This is a genomic window from Kocuria sp. CPCC 204721, from assembly GCF_040980945.1.
GTDB lineage: Bacteria > Actinomycetota > Actinomycetes > Actinomycetales > Micrococcaceae > Kocuria > Kocuria marina.
The window spans coordinates 32,453-47,611 of record NZ_JAVKPO010000012.1 but is presented as its reverse complement, the minus strand read 5'-3'; the positions used below and the strand labels follow the sequence as shown (position 1 = coordinate 47,611).

Annotated in this window: 14 protein-coding genes; 6 read left to right on the top strand and 8 right to left on the bottom strand. The window is 67.0% G+C overall.

The genetic code is table 11. From position 1 onward, the window contains the following. Positions 1–43: 43 nt before the first annotated feature. From RF637_RS10750 to RF637_RS10740, 3 genes are all read right to left on the bottom strand, one after another. The gene (locus RF637_RS10750) at positions 44–1,561 is read right to left on the bottom strand and encodes an amidase (protein WP_368844819.1); all 1,518 of its coding nucleotides are present in this window, start codon (positions 1,559–1,561) and stop codon (positions 44–46) included. Positions 1,562–2,038: 477 nt separating this feature from the next. Continuing rightward, complete coding sequence (locus RF637_RS10745) at positions 2,039–2,638, bottom strand: cadmium resistance transporter (protein ID WP_048683490.1); 600 nt, start codon at positions 2,636–2,638, stop codon at positions 2,039–2,041. After that, a complete protein-coding gene (locus tag RF637_RS10740; RefSeq protein ID WP_041102738.1) occupies positions 2,635–2,994 on the bottom strand; it encodes a helix-turn-helix transcriptional regulator in 360 nt (119 codons plus the stop codon). Before RF637_RS10740 ends, RF637_RS10745 begins: the two co-directional genes overlap by 4 nt. A gap of 196 nt (positions 2,995–3,190) precedes the next feature. Here RF637_RS10740 and RF637_RS10735 point away from each other — a divergent pair, with 196 nt between their 5' ends. From RF637_RS10735 to RF637_RS10720, 4 genes are all read left to right on the top strand, one after another. After that, on the top strand, positions 3,191–3,793 hold the full coding sequence (locus RF637_RS10735) for a recombinase family protein (protein WP_064847476.1): 603 nt from the start codon (positions 3,191–3,193) through the stop codon (positions 3,791–3,793). Between the two features lies 1 nt (position 3,794). After that, the gene (locus tag RF637_RS10730; RefSeq protein WP_368844818.1) at positions 3,795–5,201 is read left to right on the top strand and encodes a Mu transposase C-terminal domain-containing protein; all 1,407 of its coding nucleotides are present in this window, start codon (positions 3,795–3,797) and stop codon (positions 5,199–5,201) included. After that, the gene (locus tag RF637_RS10725) at positions 5,198–6,016 is read left to right on the top strand and encodes an AAA family ATPase (protein WP_368844817.1); all 819 of its coding nucleotides are present in this window, start codon (positions 5,198–5,200) and stop codon (positions 6,014–6,016) included. The genes RF637_RS10730 and RF637_RS10725 overlap by 4 nt, the downstream gene beginning before the upstream one ends. Before the next feature lie 68 nt (positions 6,017–6,084). Continuing rightward, complete coding sequence (locus RF637_RS10720; protein WP_368844816.1) at positions 6,085–6,522, top strand: hypothetical protein; 438 nt, start codon at positions 6,085–6,087, stop codon at positions 6,520–6,522. 192 nt (positions 6,523–6,714) lie between these two features. On the opposite strand, the gene gabT is transcribed toward RF637_RS10720, so the two are convergent. From gabT to RF637_RS10705, 3 genes are all read right to left on the bottom strand, one after another. Continuing rightward, positions 6,715–8,058, bottom strand: coding sequence for a 4-aminobutyrate--2-oxoglutarate transaminase (gabT, locus tag RF637_RS10715; protein WP_368844815.1), 1,344 nt, complete (start codon positions 8,056–8,058; stop codon positions 6,715–6,717). 173 nt (positions 8,059–8,231) lie between these two features. Next, positions 8,232–9,707, bottom strand: a complete 1,476-nt coding sequence (locus RF637_RS10710; protein ID WP_368844814.1) for an NAD-dependent succinate-semialdehyde dehydrogenase — start codon at positions 9,705–9,707, stop codon at positions 8,232–8,234. 103 nt (positions 9,708–9,810) lie between these two features. Further along, positions 9,811–11,259: an APC family permease gene (locus RF637_RS10705; RefSeq protein WP_368844813.1), complete on the bottom strand. Its 1,449-nt coding sequence runs from the start codon at positions 11,257–11,259 to the stop codon at positions 9,811–9,813. A 330-nt stretch (positions 11,260–11,589) separates the two neighbouring features. Here RF637_RS10705 and RF637_RS10700 point away from each other — a divergent pair, with 330 nt between their 5' ends. Beyond that, positions 11,590–12,966, top strand: coding sequence for an NAD-dependent succinate-semialdehyde dehydrogenase (locus RF637_RS10700; protein WP_368844812.1), 1,377 nt, complete (start codon positions 11,590–11,592; stop codon positions 12,964–12,966). Here RF637_RS10700 and RF637_RS10695 read toward each other — a convergent pair. Continuing rightward, positions 12,878–13,408, bottom strand: a complete 531-nt coding sequence (locus tag RF637_RS10695; RefSeq protein ID WP_143467423.1) for an MFS transporter — start codon at positions 13,406–13,408, stop codon at positions 12,878–12,880. The two genes, RF637_RS10700 and RF637_RS10695, sit on opposite strands and share 89 nt — an antisense overlap. Before the next feature lie 110 nt (positions 13,409–13,518). Then, positions 13,519–13,641, bottom strand: a complete 123-nt coding sequence (locus tag RF637_RS10690; RefSeq protein ID WP_259462924.1) for a hypothetical protein — start codon at positions 13,639–13,641, stop codon at positions 13,519–13,521. A gap of 367 nt (positions 13,642–14,008) precedes the next feature. On the opposite strand from RF637_RS10690, the gene RF637_RS10685 reads away from it, so the two are divergent. After that, positions 14,009–15,049, top strand: coding sequence for an Lrp/AsnC family transcriptional regulator (locus RF637_RS10685; RefSeq protein ID WP_368836010.1), 1,041 nt, complete (start codon positions 14,009–14,011; stop codon positions 15,047–15,049). Positions 15,050–15,159 lie beyond the last annotated feature (110 nt).

The window sequence follows — 15,159 nt, the reverse complement described above, 5'->3', positions numbered from 1 at the left end:
CCGGTGGCAGCGCGCTCGCAGCTCGCGCTCAGAGCAGGTGCCGTCAGGCCACCAAGGACGCGCGCGGCGTGGTCGGCGGGTCCAACTGCGCCGCGAGCGCGAGCAGCCACGCCTCGGACGACGCCGCTCCCACCAGGTGCACGCCCATGGGCACCGGCCCGGGGTAGTTGCCTCGCTCGGGTGTAGCCCACGTGGTGGGGATTGTGATCGCGGGCAGCCCCACCACGTTGATCAGGGAGGTCCACGGGGTGTACTGGCATTGCCGCATGTAATCCTGCTCGGCACCGGCGGGGTCGGCGATGTCGAAGCCCTCGTGGAACCAGCCGATCGGGCGCGGGGGCATGGCCAGCGCCGGAGTGAGGATCATGTCGTACTGGGCATATTGGCTGATCACATTGGCCTCGATGTCCCGCAGGACCGCCACGGCATCGGCGAGATCCACCGCGGACCGTGTCAGCGCGCGGTCCCGGAACGCCCGGGCCAGGCCCGTGAGCTGTCCTTCCTGCCCGGTTAGCGGCAGCTGCCCCATGACGGTGCTCCACAGCCGGAAGAACGCGTCCGGGTAGGCCGGGTCGTAGGAGATCCGGGCGTCGACGACGTTGTGCCCCGCCCGCTCGAGGCGCCGCACCCCGTCGTCGAGCGCGGCACGCGCCTCGGGTGATACGGAGATGTCGTAGGTCTCGTCGAAGGGCGACGCCGTGCTGACACCGATCCGCAGCGGGCGCTCACCCCACGGCATCCGCCCGGCCAGGGCGGCGTCGACCACTGCCGTGAAGGACGGCTCGGGCGCGGCCCGGACGGGGCGGTCGATCCGATCGTGTCCGGGGGTGTGGCACAGCACGTCCATGAACAGGGCGGCATCCCTGGCGGTGCGCGTGATGGGGCCGTTGACCCCCAGTTGTCCCACGTTGGACAGGGCGTCGTTGCTCGGGACACGCCCACGATTGGGTTTCAGGCCGATGAGTCCGCAGCCCGCCGCGGGGATCCGGATGGAGCCGCCGCCGTCGGAACCCACGGCCCCGGGCAGGATCCCCGCGGCCACGGCGGCCGCTTGACCCCCGGAGGACCCGCCAGGGGAGCAGTCCAGGGCGAACGGGTTGCGGGCCGGAGGGAAAGCGCGATTCTCCGAATAGCAATTGAGCAGGAACTCGGGGACCTGGGTCTTGCCGAGGATCACCGCACCGGAGGCTTCGAGGGTCGCGGCGAGCGGCTCGGATACGGCGGCGGGCGGCACGGTACCGGTCTCGTCCCGCGTGGTCAGTGAGCCCCACGTGGTGGGCATCCCGGCGACGTCGTGCCCGTCCTTGAGCGCGGTGGGGATACCCAGCAGGGCGGGGAGCGCGGAGGCATCCTCCTCGGAGTCGCCTCGGGCGCTCGAGAGCCGCTCGTCCGCGCTGCGGGCCCGCTTGAGGGTGGTCTCTGGGGCCACATGGACAAAGGCCCCCAAGTGCGCGTTGAGCTCGGTTATCCGCTCGAGCGTCCGCCGGGTCAGCTCCTCGCTCGTCACCTCCCCGCGGCGCAGGGCGGCAACGGTCTCGGTCAACGTGGGGAAGTGTTCCACCGTGTCCTCCATGGCGTTCGGGACGTGTGCGGGGACCCCAGCCTAACCATTGCGCGTCATGAAGTTCTCAGAGCGGGGGCGGCGCTGCCGAGGACGGTCGGACCGACACTGCCTGGGAAAGGTTCTCGAGGACTCGTACCCGGGAATCGAACCAGTCCAACCCTCTGAGCTCCGTCATGAACGCCTGTTCGATCCCGACGCCAAAATCGCCGCAGTATGCTCGAATTTCCCCTCACGCATCACACCGAGAAAGTAGATCCCCCATGAAACGGTCGCTCTCCGTCGCGGTTTTGGCCTTCGTCGTTGTGACTGTTGCAGGTATGTGGCGGCATTCTTGCTGAGATACGTGGCGGCAAGGGCCGTCCATCCAGGAACGACACTGTCCGCAAGCTGGGGCCAGCAACGATCGCCAGGACGTCGGCATCGACAATGGCCGGAGATCTCTTTGTGGTGGAGGCTGCCGATCAGGAAGCGTGGTTAGAAACCGAAGGCCCCGCCGCTGATCAGGATGAAGAAACCCAGGCCGATCAGCACGATGGGGAACAGGATGTGTTCCCAGCGCTCCAGGACCTCGGCGATCGGTCGGCGGGTGGCGACGAACTTGGCCAGGCCCACCAGCACCGCGACCAGGGCCAGGAACACGATGCAGTAGGCAGCCACAGCCCCCGGGCCGACGCTGAGGAAGGCCGGGGCGTAGACGCCGATGTTGTCCCCGCCGTTGGCGAAGGTCACCCCGGCCACGGTCCAGACGGCGACATTCTTGCCCTCGATCTTGGCGTCGTCATCATCGTCTTCGCCTCTGCGCCACCCCTGCCAGGCCGCCCACACTCCCAGGCCCAGCGGGATGAGCCCGAAGTAGGGGATGACCCCCGGGGGCAAGAACGCGCCCGCGCCTAAGGACACGAGCACTGCCGCACCCAGGATGCCAGCGAAGCCGAGGTACTGGCCGACCAGGATTCGGACGGTGGTCCCACGCTGGCCCGCACCACGGCCGAAGAACAGGGATAGCACGATGATGTCGTCGATGTTGGTAACCAGGAACAGACCGATCGCCTGGAGGGTTGAGGACAGGATCACGCGCCCACCCCCTTCTCGCAGCAGCCGGGCACGGAGCAGGCCGGGTCCAGGCACGGGGCACTCTCATCCACCGCGAGGGTGACCTCGACCAGAGCAGTCAGCGCCCGCGCCAGGTGTGCATCGGCGATCTCGTACCGGGTCTGGCGGCCCTCGGCCACGGCGACCGCGATCCCGCAGTCCCGCAAGCACGCCAGGTGGTTCGACACGTTCGACCGGGTCAGCCCCAAGTCCCGCGCCAGTTCGGCCGGGTAGGCCGGCCGTTCTAGCAAGGTCATCAGGATCCGCGACCGGGTGGGGTCGGCCATCGCCCGGCCCAACCGGTTCATCACGTCAACACGAGAGGCAATAGTCAGCATTCACTGAACTATACAGTATGAACTGAACTTACAGTGTCGCCTCGTAAAGCTATAGGTTGATTAGACGTTCAGCGCGCGATTGGCCTCAGGTTCACTCCCTGCGTGAATGGGCACCCGGAAGTGTCTCGCTAAGTCGTCTCGACGAAAAGCGCCTCAGGGTGGTGACTTCCAGGACTTTCTGCCCCATGCTGGGGGTATGAGGCAGCTGGGATACACCCGCGTGAGTACGGCAACTCAGGATGCGCAGCTGCAAGTCGATGCGCTGGTGGATGCCGGGGTGCAGAAGCGGGACGTGTTCTCGGATGTGACCTCGGGTAGCCGGACCGCGATCGAGCGACCGGGGATGAAGCGGCTGCTCGACTACGCCCAGGACGGTGACACCGTGGTGGTCTGGCGTATCGACCGGCTCGGCCGGTCCCTCATCGATGTCCTGAACACGGTCACGCTGCTGCGCGGGCAAGGCGTGAAGATTAGATCGGTCTCGGACGGAATCGACCCGGAGACGACGTCGGGCCGGATGATGATGGGCATGCTCGCCACGTTGGCCGAGTATGAGCGCGAGCTGATCACCGAACGTGTCAATGCCGGGATCGCCGCGGCGAAGCAGAACGGTACCCGCTTCGGCCGACCTCCGGTCGACCCGGCCGTGGTCGCAGAGAAGCTCGACATCGCCGCCGATGCGCGCGCGAAGGGCCGCACCGCCGAAGACGCCGCCCGACTCGTCGGCTGGTCGCGGGCGACGCTGTATCGCCACCAGCAGGCGGCCCGCGCCCGAGCAGCTGTCGCCGAGCAGGTGTGAGATGGACGGGGCGGCGCGGTGGCGCATCCTGCGGCTGCACGTCGAGGACGGCATCGCGCTGACCGCCCTGGCCCGCGAGACCGGGATCGGGCTGCGCACCTTGGAGCGCTGGCACGCCCGCTACCGCATTGACGGGTATGCGGGCCTGAGCACAGGACAGCGCTCGGATGCCGGTACTCACCATCTTCCCGCGGAGCTCGTGCGGTTGATCGAGGGCCTGGCGCTGAGCAAACCCCGCCCCGCGATCGCCACTCTCCACCGCAGGGTCACCCGTATCTGCGGTACCCGCGGGTGGCCGGTGCCTTCCTACGGCGTGGTCCGCTCGATCGTGGCGGCCCTGGATCCGGGAATGGTCACTCTCGCCCTGGAGGGCGCGGGGTCCTACCGTGACAAGTACGAGCTGGTGTTGCGCCGGCAGGCCGAGCACCCGAATGCGATGTGGCAGAGCGACCACACGTTGCTCGACATCCTCGTGGTGGGCACCGACGGCAAGCCCGCCCGGCCGTGGCTGACGGCGATCATTGACGATTGCTCCCGCGCGATCTGCGGCTACACCGTCTTTCTCGGTGCGCCCTCGGCGATGAACACTGCGCTGGCGCTGAGGCAGGCGATCTGGCACAAGCCCGACCCGGCGTGGCCGATGTGCGGCCTGCCGGACGTGCTCTACGTCGACCACGGCAGCGACTTCATCAGCCACCACCTCACCCGCACCACCGTCGACCTCCATATCCGGCTGATCCACTCCACCGTCGCCCGCACCCAGGGCCGCGGCAAGATCGAACGGTTCTTCGGCACCGTCAACACCGAGCTTCTCGCTGACCTGCCCGGCTACATCACCGAGGACCACCTTGCTCCGACGCCGAAGCTGTCGCTGGCCGAGCTCGACAGCGCCCTGGAGGGGTTCGTGGCCACCTACAACGACCGGTCGCACAGCGAGCTTGACACCTCGCCGCGCAGTGCGTGGATCGCCGAGGGCTGGCTGCCGCGCATGCCCGAGAGCCTCGAAGATCTCGACGGGCTGCTGCTCACGGTTGCCCAGTCCCGGGTGGTGCACCGCGATGGCATCCGCTTCCAGGGGCTGCGCTACGTCTCCCCGACGCTGGCCGGCTACGTCGGACGGCCCGTGGTGATCCGCTACGACCCGCGCGATATCACCGAGATCCGCGTCTTTGACCATGACGAGTTTCTCTGCAAGGCCGTGAACCAGGAGCACCAGGCCCAGAAGATCGGCCTCAAGAAGATCCAGGCTGCCCGCAACGCCCGCCGTCGAGCCCTGCGCCAAGGTATCAATGAACGCATCGCCGTCGTAGCCGCACACACCACCGAGGCGCCGCTGACAGCCGAGCCGCCGGCCCCCGCGCCAGCACCGAGGCGGAAGCTGAAGGTCTACAGGGAGGACCTGATGTGAGCCAGCGCTTCATCGTCACCAAGGAGCACCGCCGCTTCACCGAGTTCGCCGACGCTGTGCGCCGCGGCCACACCATCGGCCTGTGCTTCGGACCGGCCGGGGTGGGTAAGACGCTGTCCGCGCGTCGCTACGCACACTGGGAAAAGGCCTACGACCTGCTGACCAACTGGGGGCCGCGCGCCGACAGCGACGCCAAGGTCTACGCCGCCCTGGCTCGGAGTCGTACCGTGCTCTACACCCCCAGCGTGCTCACCACCCCACGGGTGCTCAAGGACGAACTCGCCCAGGCCATCACCCGCACCAACATCTGCATCGAGCAGCACCTGGAGGCGATCGGCCAGATCACCCCGCAGTCGTGGGGATGGCGGCACGACAGGAACCACGTACAGCTGGTGATCGTCGATGAGTCCGAACGGCTCCGCCCCACCGCGCTGGAGCTGCTGCGCGATCGCTACGACCGCGACAACATCGCTCTGATCCTGATCGGCATGCCTGGGCTGGAGAAGCAGTTCAGTCACTACCCGCAGTTCTACAGTCGTGTCGGCTTCGCCCACCAATACCGACCCCTGGGCACGGACGAGCTGCTGTTCGTCCTCCAGCGTCACTGGCGCTCCCTGGGCAAGACCCTCGACCCCGAAGACTTCACCGACGCTCAGGCCATCGCAGCCATCACCCGCATTACCCGCGGGAACTTCCGACTGCTGGAGAGGCTCTTCCCGCAGATCGAGCGCGTCATGAAGATCAACGAGCTCGACACCATCACCAACGATGTCATCGAAGCAGCCGCCAGCACCCTCGTTATCGGTACCACCTGAGGCCGCTACGAAGCATCAACAGAACCCCGCCATTTACCGGCAAGAGTCACAGAGCCCCCGAGGCAAAGGTGCCCGTCGGCAGCAATGATCGGCTGGCTGAGCTCTACGGCACCACGCTGAAGGGCAATGACATCAATTTCCGCATTTTCAGCCCGAATGCCCAGAAAGAACTCAACGCCGTGATGCCTCCCCAGCTCAATGACGCATGGGGCGCATTGTGTTCACATGCCGCCACCCAGGAACAGCTCATGGAGACTGGCGTCAACGCCAACGGCCACAATTGGCGGCCCTTCCAGTACGCGGTGACTGAGAGCGGTGCGCCCCCACTCAGCGGCGATGCGAAGTCCAAAGAATATGAAGCGGCCTCGCTGGCGGAACTTTCTCACGGGGGATCCTGCGCCGTCATCCAGTCACCGGACACATCTGCTGCCACCAAAACCAGCGTCGCCTCCGTGGGCCACTACCTGGGCAACTCGACTCTGGAAGCCACGGTGTACGTGAGGTAGCCTCCGGGCTCCGGACCGGACGCCCCCTGGGGAACTGTGGGGGGTAGAGCCCGCCTTCGGGCTGACTGCGGCTCAGTCGATGTCGTGCGTTTGACGGATACCCCAGCCGTGCGCGCCGGACACGCGAACGGGCGGCCACCGGAACCCCGGTGACCGCCCGCCGTCGTACGCGGTAAACTCAGGAAGCGCGGATCAGGCGCCGGCCGCCTCGATGGCCTTGGCGAAGATCCGTAGGCCCTCGCGTAGCAGGTCGAAGTCGATCACGAGCGGCGGCAGCAGACGCACGTTGTTGCCGAACGTGCCACACGTGAGGATGACGACGCCCTGCTCGAGGCACTTGGCCGCGATCTGCTGGGCGGCGTCCGCGTTGGGTTCCTTGGAACGGGGCTTCACGAACTCGAGCGCCATCATGGCGCCGCGCCCACGCAGCTCGCCCACGATGGGGGAGGACTCTGCCAGGGAGCCGAGCTCCTCCTTGATGATCTTCTCGATCTCGAGGGCACGGTCCGCGAGGTTCCAGTCCTCGATGGTCTCGATCGCGCCGAGAGCGGCGGCGCACGCGACGGGGTTACCGCCGTAGGTGCCGCCCAGGCCGCCACCGTGCACCACGTTCACGAGCTCCGCGCGGCCCACCACTCCGGACAGCGGCATACCGCCGGCGATGCCCTTGGCGAAGGTCACGAGGTCCGGCTCCACACCCTCGTACTCGGAGGAGAACCACTTGCCCGTGCGGGCCACGCCGGCCTGGACCTCGTCCGCGACGAAGACCGCGCCGTTGTCCTTGCACCACTGCGATAGGGCGGGCAGGAAGCCCGGGGCCGGGACGATGAACCCGCCCTCACCCTGGATGGGCTCGATCACGATCGCGGCCACGTTCTCCACACCCACCTGCTTCTCCATGAGGGTCAGGGCGCGCTTGGCGGCTTCCTCGCCCGTCATGCCCTCCGGATCGCGGAAGGGGTAGGACATGGGAACGCGGTACACCTCGTTGGCGAACGGCCCGAATCCCTGCTTGTACGGCATGACCTTGGAGGTCATGGCCAAGGTCAGGTTGGTGCGGCCGTGGTAGGCGTGGTCGAAGACCACGATCGCGTTGCGCTTGGTGTGCACGCGCGCGATCTTCACGGCGTTCTCCACGGCCTCCGAACCGGAGTTGAACAGCGCGGCGCGCTTGTCGAAGGCCCCAGGGGTCAGGGACGCGATCTTCTCGGCGACCTCCACGTACCCCTCGTAGGGGGTCACCATGAAGCACGTATGGGTGAACTTACCCACGGCCTCGCGCACCTTCTCCACAACCTTGGGCGCGGTGGCGCCCACGGAGGTCACGGCGATGCCGGAGCCCAGGTCGATGAGCTGGTTGCCGTCCGCGTCCTTGATGATGCCGCCGTCGAGCTCGTCCGCGTAGACGGGCACGGAGGAGGCGACGCCGGCCGCGACCGCCTTCTCCCGCCGCGCCGCGAGTTCCTGCGACTTGGGGCCCGGGAGGGCGGTCTTCAGATCGCGCTTCTGCTCAAGCCGGTATTCGATGTCAGCCATGTTCGGTTGCCCTTTCACTACAGCGGCACGGGGACGCGAAAACTCGATAATCGGATCCGCCCCGGAAAGCCCCGGTGATCCGGGGCTCCAGCCGAGGCGGGTCCGTGTGCGGCCGGTGCCGGGAGTTCGGACCCTCGTGGGGCCCTCCTCCCGTCAGGCGGGCGCGGGCGTGCTCAGGCCCAGGGCGAGGGCATGCCCATGTACTGCACGGTGGTGTACTCCTCGATGCCCTCGGCGCCGCCCTCACGGCCCAGGCCCGATTCCTTGACGCCGCCGAACGGCGCCGCGGCGTTGGAGATCACACCCACGTTCATGCCCAGCAGGCCGTACTCGATGCGGTCGCCGATGCGCAGGGCACGCGAGATGTCCTCGGTGAACACGTAGGACGCCAGGCCGTACTCGGTGGCGTTGGCCAGGCGGACGGCGTCGTCCTCGTCCTTGAACGTGATCACGGGGGCCACGGGGCCGAAGATCTCCTCCTTGAACACGCGGCACTGCTCGGTCACGCCGGTCAGCAGGGTGGGCTCGAAGAAGTACCCCGGTCCGTCCACGGCCTTGCCGCCCACGACGGCCTCGGCGCCGTTGTCGAGCGCGTCCTGGACGAATTCGGTGACGCTGTCACGCGCCTTCTTCTCGACCAGGGGACCCACGGTGGTGTCCTCCTCGAGACCGTTGCCGGGCTTGAGGGCGTCGAGCTTCTCCGCGAACTTCTTGGAGAACTCGTCCGCGACGGACTCGTGCACCAGGAAGCGGTTGGCTGCGGTGCACGCTTCACCCATGTTGCGCATCTTGGCGGCCATGGCGCCATCCACGGCCTTGTCCAGGTCCGCGTCCTCGAACACGATGAACGGGCCGTTGCCGCCCAGTTCCATGGAGGTACGCAGCACGCGGTCCGCAGCGGTCTTCATGAGCTGCTTGCCCACCGGGGTGGAGCCCGTGAAGGAGATCTTGCGCAGCCGGGGATCCTCCATGATGGGCCCGGAGACGTTGGACGCGGACGCGGAGGACACCACGTTGAGCACACCCGCGGGGATGTCGGCCTCGATCATGAGCTTCGCGAAGAACTGTGAGGTCAGCGGGGTCAGGCGCGCGGGCTTGAGGATCATGGTGCACCCGGCGGCCACCGCGGGGGCCACCTTGCGGGTGGCCATGGCCAGCGGAAAGTTCCACGGGGTGATCAGCAGGCACGGGCCCACGGGCTTGTGGGTCACGATCATCTTGAGGTTGCCCTCGGGGGTGTCCACGTAGCGCCCGTAGTGACGCACGGCCTCCTCGGAGAACCAGCGCAGGAACTCGCCGCCGTAGACGACCTCGCCCTGGGACTCCTTGAACGGCTTGCCCATCTCCAGGGTCATCAGCAGTGCGAGATCGTCCTTGTGCTCCTGGACGAGGTCGAACGTCCTGCGTAGGATCTCGGAACGCTCGCGAGCGCTCGTGCGGGCCCAGGACTCCTGGGCGTTCGCGGCGGCGTCCATGGCCGCGCGCGAGTCCTCCTCGGTCGCGGAGGCTAGCGTGGCCAGCACCTCGCCGGTCGCGGGATTCTCGACGTCGAACGTCCCGCCGTCGGAGGCATCTCGCCACTCGCCGTTGATCAGGAGGCCCTTGGGTGTGGCCTCGAGGACTTCTGAAACCCGGTCTTTGATGCTCATCTGGTTCCTTTCTGGGAACTCCACTCGGCGTGGTCCGGTGCAGTCTCGAACTCGTGGGACATAGCTCCCTTCCTCCATGGTATGCCCGGCCGCAACGGTGCGATCAGCGGCTGCGGGTTCGTGACTCGCTCGCTGCCACGAGCCGCTCCTCGGCGTCCGCGCCGGGGGCGATCCCGCGCGGGATGCGCAGCATGAAGATCAGCCCCAGGACCCACCACAGCGCGAAGATCACGTAGGGGGCGGTGCCCAACCCCGCGGGCATCCCGGGCAGATACAGCACAGCGAGTCCCAGGCAGAGCACTACGGACAGCACACCGATCACCACACCGCCGTGGTGCTTCCCGCCGATCCGGTAGGGCCGCTCCATCTCCGGTTCGCGGCGTCGCAGGATCACGAACACGATCGACACCAGCAGGTACGCCACCACGATCGAGGGCGAGCCGGAGTCCACGAGCCAGCCGAGCATCTCGGTGCCGAAGAACGGGGCGATGAAGGACAGCGCCCCCACGAACAGCAGGGCATTGGAGGGGGTCCCGTACTTGGGGTGCAGCTTGGCGAACCAGCGGGGCAGCATCCGGGAGTTGCCCAGGGCCCAGAGCAGACGTGAGGCACCCATGAGCAGGGAGTTCCAGGACGTGAGGATCCCGGCCAGGCCACCGGCAAGCAGCACGTTGGCCATGGCGCCCGAGGTGAAGAGGTTGCCGAACGCGTCCGCCACGGCGATGTCCGCGTTCGCGAGGTCATGTGCGGACATCGCCGAGGACGTGGTGAGGATGACCATCACGTACCACGCGGTCGCTATCAGCACGGAGGTGACGATCGTGCCGCCCAGTTTCTTGGGCGGCAGGTGCATCTCCTCGGAGACCTGCGGGATCACGTCGAAGCCCACGAACAGGAACGGGACCACCACGAGCACCAGGGAGAACCCGGAGACACCGTTGTGGAAGAAGGGCTCCATGTTCTGTTCCGAGCCGCGCGTGAACGCGCCGAAGACCATCATGAGTCCCACGATCGCCAGGAAGATGATCACGAAGACCTGCGCCGTGGACGCCTGCTTCACACCGCGTAGGTTGATCCACGTGATCACCACGGCGCTGAGCGCACCCACGAGCGCCCACGTGAGGTTCACCTCGAATCCGGCGATCGTCCACAGCGGGACGTGGCTGAGGTTCGGGAAGATGTACTCCACGGTGCGAGGTACGGCCACGGCCTCGAACGCCACGATCGTGATGTACCCGACCGTGATCGCCCACGAGCCGATGAACGCCCACCTGGCACCCATGCCCCGCAGCAGGTAGTTGTGCTCACCGCCCGCGGCGGGCATCGCGGCCACGAGTTCGCCGTACACCAGGCCCACCACGGCCATGATCGCCCCGCCGGCCACTATGGCGAGCACCGCGCCCATGGTCCCGGCGTCGTTCAGCCAGCCTCCCGTGAGGACCACCCAGCCGAAGCCGATCATGGCCCTCACACCCAGGGCGATGGCGTCCAGCCGCCCCAGGACCTTCTTGAACCCTGCGCCGTGCTCCGGGAGATGGCGTTCGTGTGTCATGCATGCCGTCCTGGGATGTCGAGGAGGTCGAGGTTGTTGCGCTCCATTGTCCGCGCGGACGGCGCCCCCGGGGCTTATGTGCGAGTTCGTGTCATCGACAGCAGGCGGAGGACGACGGCGCTGGGTCCCCTTGGCCGCGGAAGCAGCGGCGTCGTGGGCAGCGGACGACGGTGCTGGGTCCCCTTGGCGGTGGGAGTGGCGGCGTCGTCGGTGGGCAGCAGGTCCCGGCAGAGAGGGGAATGACGGCGCGGGGTGGGGGGCAGGTGTCATGAAGTCTCGCCCTCGGTGAACGCTATGTCGTGAGAGTGTGGCGGGGCATACGCTGACAGCATGGCTTACGCAACAATCAACCCTGCAACGGGTGAGTCCCTCAAGAAGTTCGACACCGCCACGGATCAGGAGATCAAGGACGCCGTCCAGCGTTCCGCCAAGGAGTACTCCTCCTGGCGCAATGTCCCGGTGGCCGAGCGCGCTCAGCTGATGCACAAGATGGCGGAGCTGTACCGCGAGCGTCAGGACGAGCTCGCCGCGATCCTCACGGAGGAGATGGGCAAGCCGGCCGCGCAGGCCGCGGGCGAGGTCCAGATCGTCGCCGCGATCTACGACTACTACGCGGACAACGCGGAGGAGTTCATGAAGGGCCGCAGCCTGACCCCCTCCACCGGGGGAGAGGCCCGTGTGGTCCTGGACTCCACGGGTGTCCTGCTGGGCATCATGCCGTGGAACTTCCCGTACTACCAGGTGGCCCGTTTCGCGGCCCCCAACGTGATGCTGGGCAACACCATCCTGCTCAAGCACGCCGGTAACGTCCCGCAGTCCGCGCTGGTGCAGGAAGAGCTGTTCCACGAGGCGGGCTTCCCCGAGGACGTCTACATCAACGTGTTCGCGTCCAGCGACCAGATCGCGGAGATCATCATCCCGGACCCCGCCGTCCAGGGTGTGTCCCTCACGGGCTCCGAGCGTGCGGGTGCCTCCGTGGCTGCGACCGCCGGCAAGAACCTTAAGAAGGTTGTGCTGGAGCTGGGCGGTTCGGACCCCTTCATCGTGCTCGACGATAAGAACGTGGAACGCACCGTTAAGCAGGCCGTGAATGGGCGCATGAACAACAACGGCCAGGCGTGCACCAACGCCAAGCGGTTCATCGTGCTCGAGGACGCGTACGAGACCTTCGTGGAGAACTTCGCGGAGGCCGTGCAGGGGATCACCCCGAGCGATCCCACGGACGAGAAGACCTTCCTGGGCCCGCTGTCCACCGTGTCCGCGCGTGACGAGATCATGGAGCAGGTCCAGGACGCCGTGGACAAGGGTGCCACGGTGCTGGCCGGCGGCAAGAAGCTGGACAAGCCCGGTGCTTGGATGGAGGCCACGCTGCTCGCGGACGTGACCCCCGAGATGCGCGCCTACGCCGAGGAGATCTTCGGCCCGGTAGCTGTGGTCTACAAGGTAAAGGACGTGGACGAGGCCATCGAGCTGGCCAACTCCTCCTCGTTCGGTCTGGGCGGTTCCGTGTTCGGCGCCGACGAGGCAGAGGCCCTGGAGGTCGCCAAGCGTGTGGACTCCGGCATGGTGTTCGTCAACGAGGTCACCGGCACCGCTCCGGACCTGCCCTTCGGCGGCGTCAAGCGCTCCGGTGTGGGCCGTGAGCTCGGCCCGTTCGGCATCGAGGAGTTCGCCAACAAGAAGCTGCTGCATACCCCCAAGAAGTAATTCCCGCGCGGCCGGGTTCCACGTCCGGGACGCGGCCCTGTACGACGACGTCGCCCCCGCACCGAGAAGGTGCGGGGGCGACGTCGTACCGGGAGAAGGCGGACCCTAGTGCCGCAAGGTCCTTGGCCTTGGTCTCGGGCAGGATGGAGGCGACCACGGTGGAGACCACCAGCAGCAGGCACACGTGCAGCGAGAACATGCCCGCCGAGTACTGCGTGCTGATCCAGTTCTGCAGGTACGGGGCGGTGCCACCGAAGATGGCCACGGCCACCGCGTACGGGAAGGCCATGCCCACGGTGCGTACGCTCGTGGCGGGCAGGAACAGGGAGAGGAACATCTGGCCCACCATGGCGTTGAGCGGGAAGAACAGCAGCAGCGGCACCAGATTGCCGATGATCAGCGACGGACGCTGGCCCCAGATGTCGGAGAGCTTGCCCCACAACGGCAGGGAATGATCAGGACCACGTTGGCCAACAGGCTCGCCTGCAGGGCGGTGGCCTGGGGGTTGAAGATCTCACGCGCGCAGTAGCTGGAGAACGTTGCGTAGCTGCTTCAGTCGTACCACTCGAGTGCGTTGCCGATACCGGTGTTGATGAGTGTTTTCCTGGAGGAGACCGCCGGGCCACCGGGGTTGGTCTCGGTGGCTATCGCAGAGGAAGCAGCGGGAGTAGACATGTCGTTCATCCTGAGAGGTGAGGGCGGGTCAGATCAGCCCTGTCAAGTCGTCACTGCGGGCAACAGCCATGCAGCGTGCTAGCCGCTCTGCATGATGTGATACAAATAACCAACTGTGTGACATAAATTTCTACAATTTTGGGTCGCTTTAATCGATCTTATTTCAACTCGGGTGTCCGGACGTCTCGGTTACGACTTGGCACCGGACGGTCCTCGCACTCATCATGGGGCGTTGGGAGCCGCGGTCGGGTCCGGGAGTACGTCCGTCCCACGGGTCGCATGCCGCCATCCTGGGACGGCTGAACGGCACCGCCCGCGCCGCCACCCCGGCGCCACCCGTGCCACGAGCCCAGGAAACAGAGGACCCATGCTGAGCAACGGCCACATCAAGAGCGAGCTCTCCCCCCAGGATCAGGAACTGATCAGTTTGCTGCAGTGGGCGCCGCGCATCACGTGGGGGGAGGCGGCCGAGATCCTGGGCGCGCACGCCACCACGCTCGCCGGCCGGTGGGAGAAGCTGGAACGTTCGGGCATCGCGTGGATCACGGCGCAGGTCAACCTCTCGGACACCCGCAACCAGCTCAGCTTCATCGAGATCTCGTGTGATCCGGGAGGGTGGGCTCACGTGGTGGACACCTTCACCGCGATGCCCGAGGTGATCTCCGTGGAGGCGTTCGCGCCGTCCCCGGACCTGGGGTTGACCGTGCTCAGTCACGACCTGGAATCGCTGTCCCGTTTCGTGGAGGAACAGATCTCGCAGGTGCCGGGCGTGGCCAAGGTGCAGCTCATGCTCTCGTCACGCCTGCACCGCGCGGGCGACAAGTGGCGACTGGACCGGCTCAGCGACGAGCAGCGCGCCACGGCCCAGGCGTGGACCTCCGCCGAACAGGCCGCCCTGCCCACCTCAACCACCGCGCTCGGGGAGGACCAGCGCCCGGTGATCGAGGCCCTCATGCGTGACGGCCGCGCGAGCGCCGCGGAGATCGCCCGCAGCACGGGGCTGCACCCGGCTACGGCCCGGCGCTACCTGCAGAAGGTCCTGGCCTCCGGGCTATTGAGCATCCGCTGCGACCTGGTGCAGGGGCTCTTGTCCTCCCCCGTGACCGCGCAGTGGTTCATGCGTTTGAATGCTTATCGGCACGAGGACGCGGCCGAGGCACTCGCGAAGGACCCACGCACCCGCGTGGTCTCCTCCATCACGGGGCGCTCCAACATGATGGTGGTTATGTGGCTCTCCTCCGTGGGGGAGATCATCGAGGCCGAGCAGGCCATCCAGAGTCTCGTCTCGGACGTGGAGATCCAGGAATCGGTGATCTCCCTGCGCCCGCTCAAGCGCATGGGCTGGGTCCTGGAGAACGAACGTAACGCCACCAGGACCTTCGTGGCCCCGCACCTGCACCTGAGCTGAGCGCGCGTCGGTCTGCGCGGTCGCGGGGTACGACGCCGCAGGGTCGCCCGCCCGGACGACGTCGCCCGGGGACGCACGCGGGCGACGTCGCCCGTGGGACGTGCGTGAGC

Excerpts from the sequence above, each read along its gene's own strand:
- RF637_RS10740 (WP_041102738.1), bottom strand. The coding sequence starts at position 2,994 with ATGCTGACTATTGCCTCTCGTGTTGACGTGATGAACCGGTTGGGCCGG.
- RF637_RS10735 (WP_064847476.1), top strand. The coding sequence starts at position 3,191 with ATGAGGCAGCTGGGATACACCCGCGTGAGTACGGCAACTCAGGATGCG.
- RF637_RS10730 (WP_368844818.1), top strand. The coding sequence starts at position 3,795 with ATGGACGGGGCGGCGCGGTGGCGCATCCTGCGGCTGCACGTCGAGGAC.
- gabT (WP_368844815.1), bottom strand. The coding sequence starts at position 8,058 with ATGGCTGACATCGAATACCGGCTTGAGCAGAAGCGCGATCTGAAGACC.
- RF637_RS10710 (WP_368844814.1), bottom strand. The coding sequence starts at position 9,707 with ATGAGCATCAAAGACCGGGTTTCAGAAGTCCTCGAGGCCACACCCAAG.
- RF637_RS10705 (WP_368844813.1), bottom strand. The coding sequence starts at position 11,259 with ATGACACACGAACGCCATCTCCCGGAGCACGGCGCAGGGTTCAAGAAG.
- RF637_RS10700 (WP_368844812.1), top strand. The coding sequence starts at position 11,590 with ATGGCTTACGCAACAATCAACCCTGCAACGGGTGAGTCCCTCAAGAAG.
- RF637_RS10690 (WP_259462924.1), bottom strand. The coding sequence starts at position 13,641 with ATGTCTACTCCCGCTGCTTCCTCTGCGATAGCCACCGAGACCAACCCC.
- RF637_RS10685 (WP_368836010.1), top strand. The coding sequence starts at position 14,009 with ATGCTGAGCAACGGCCACATCAAGAGCGAGCTCTCCCCCCAGGATCAG.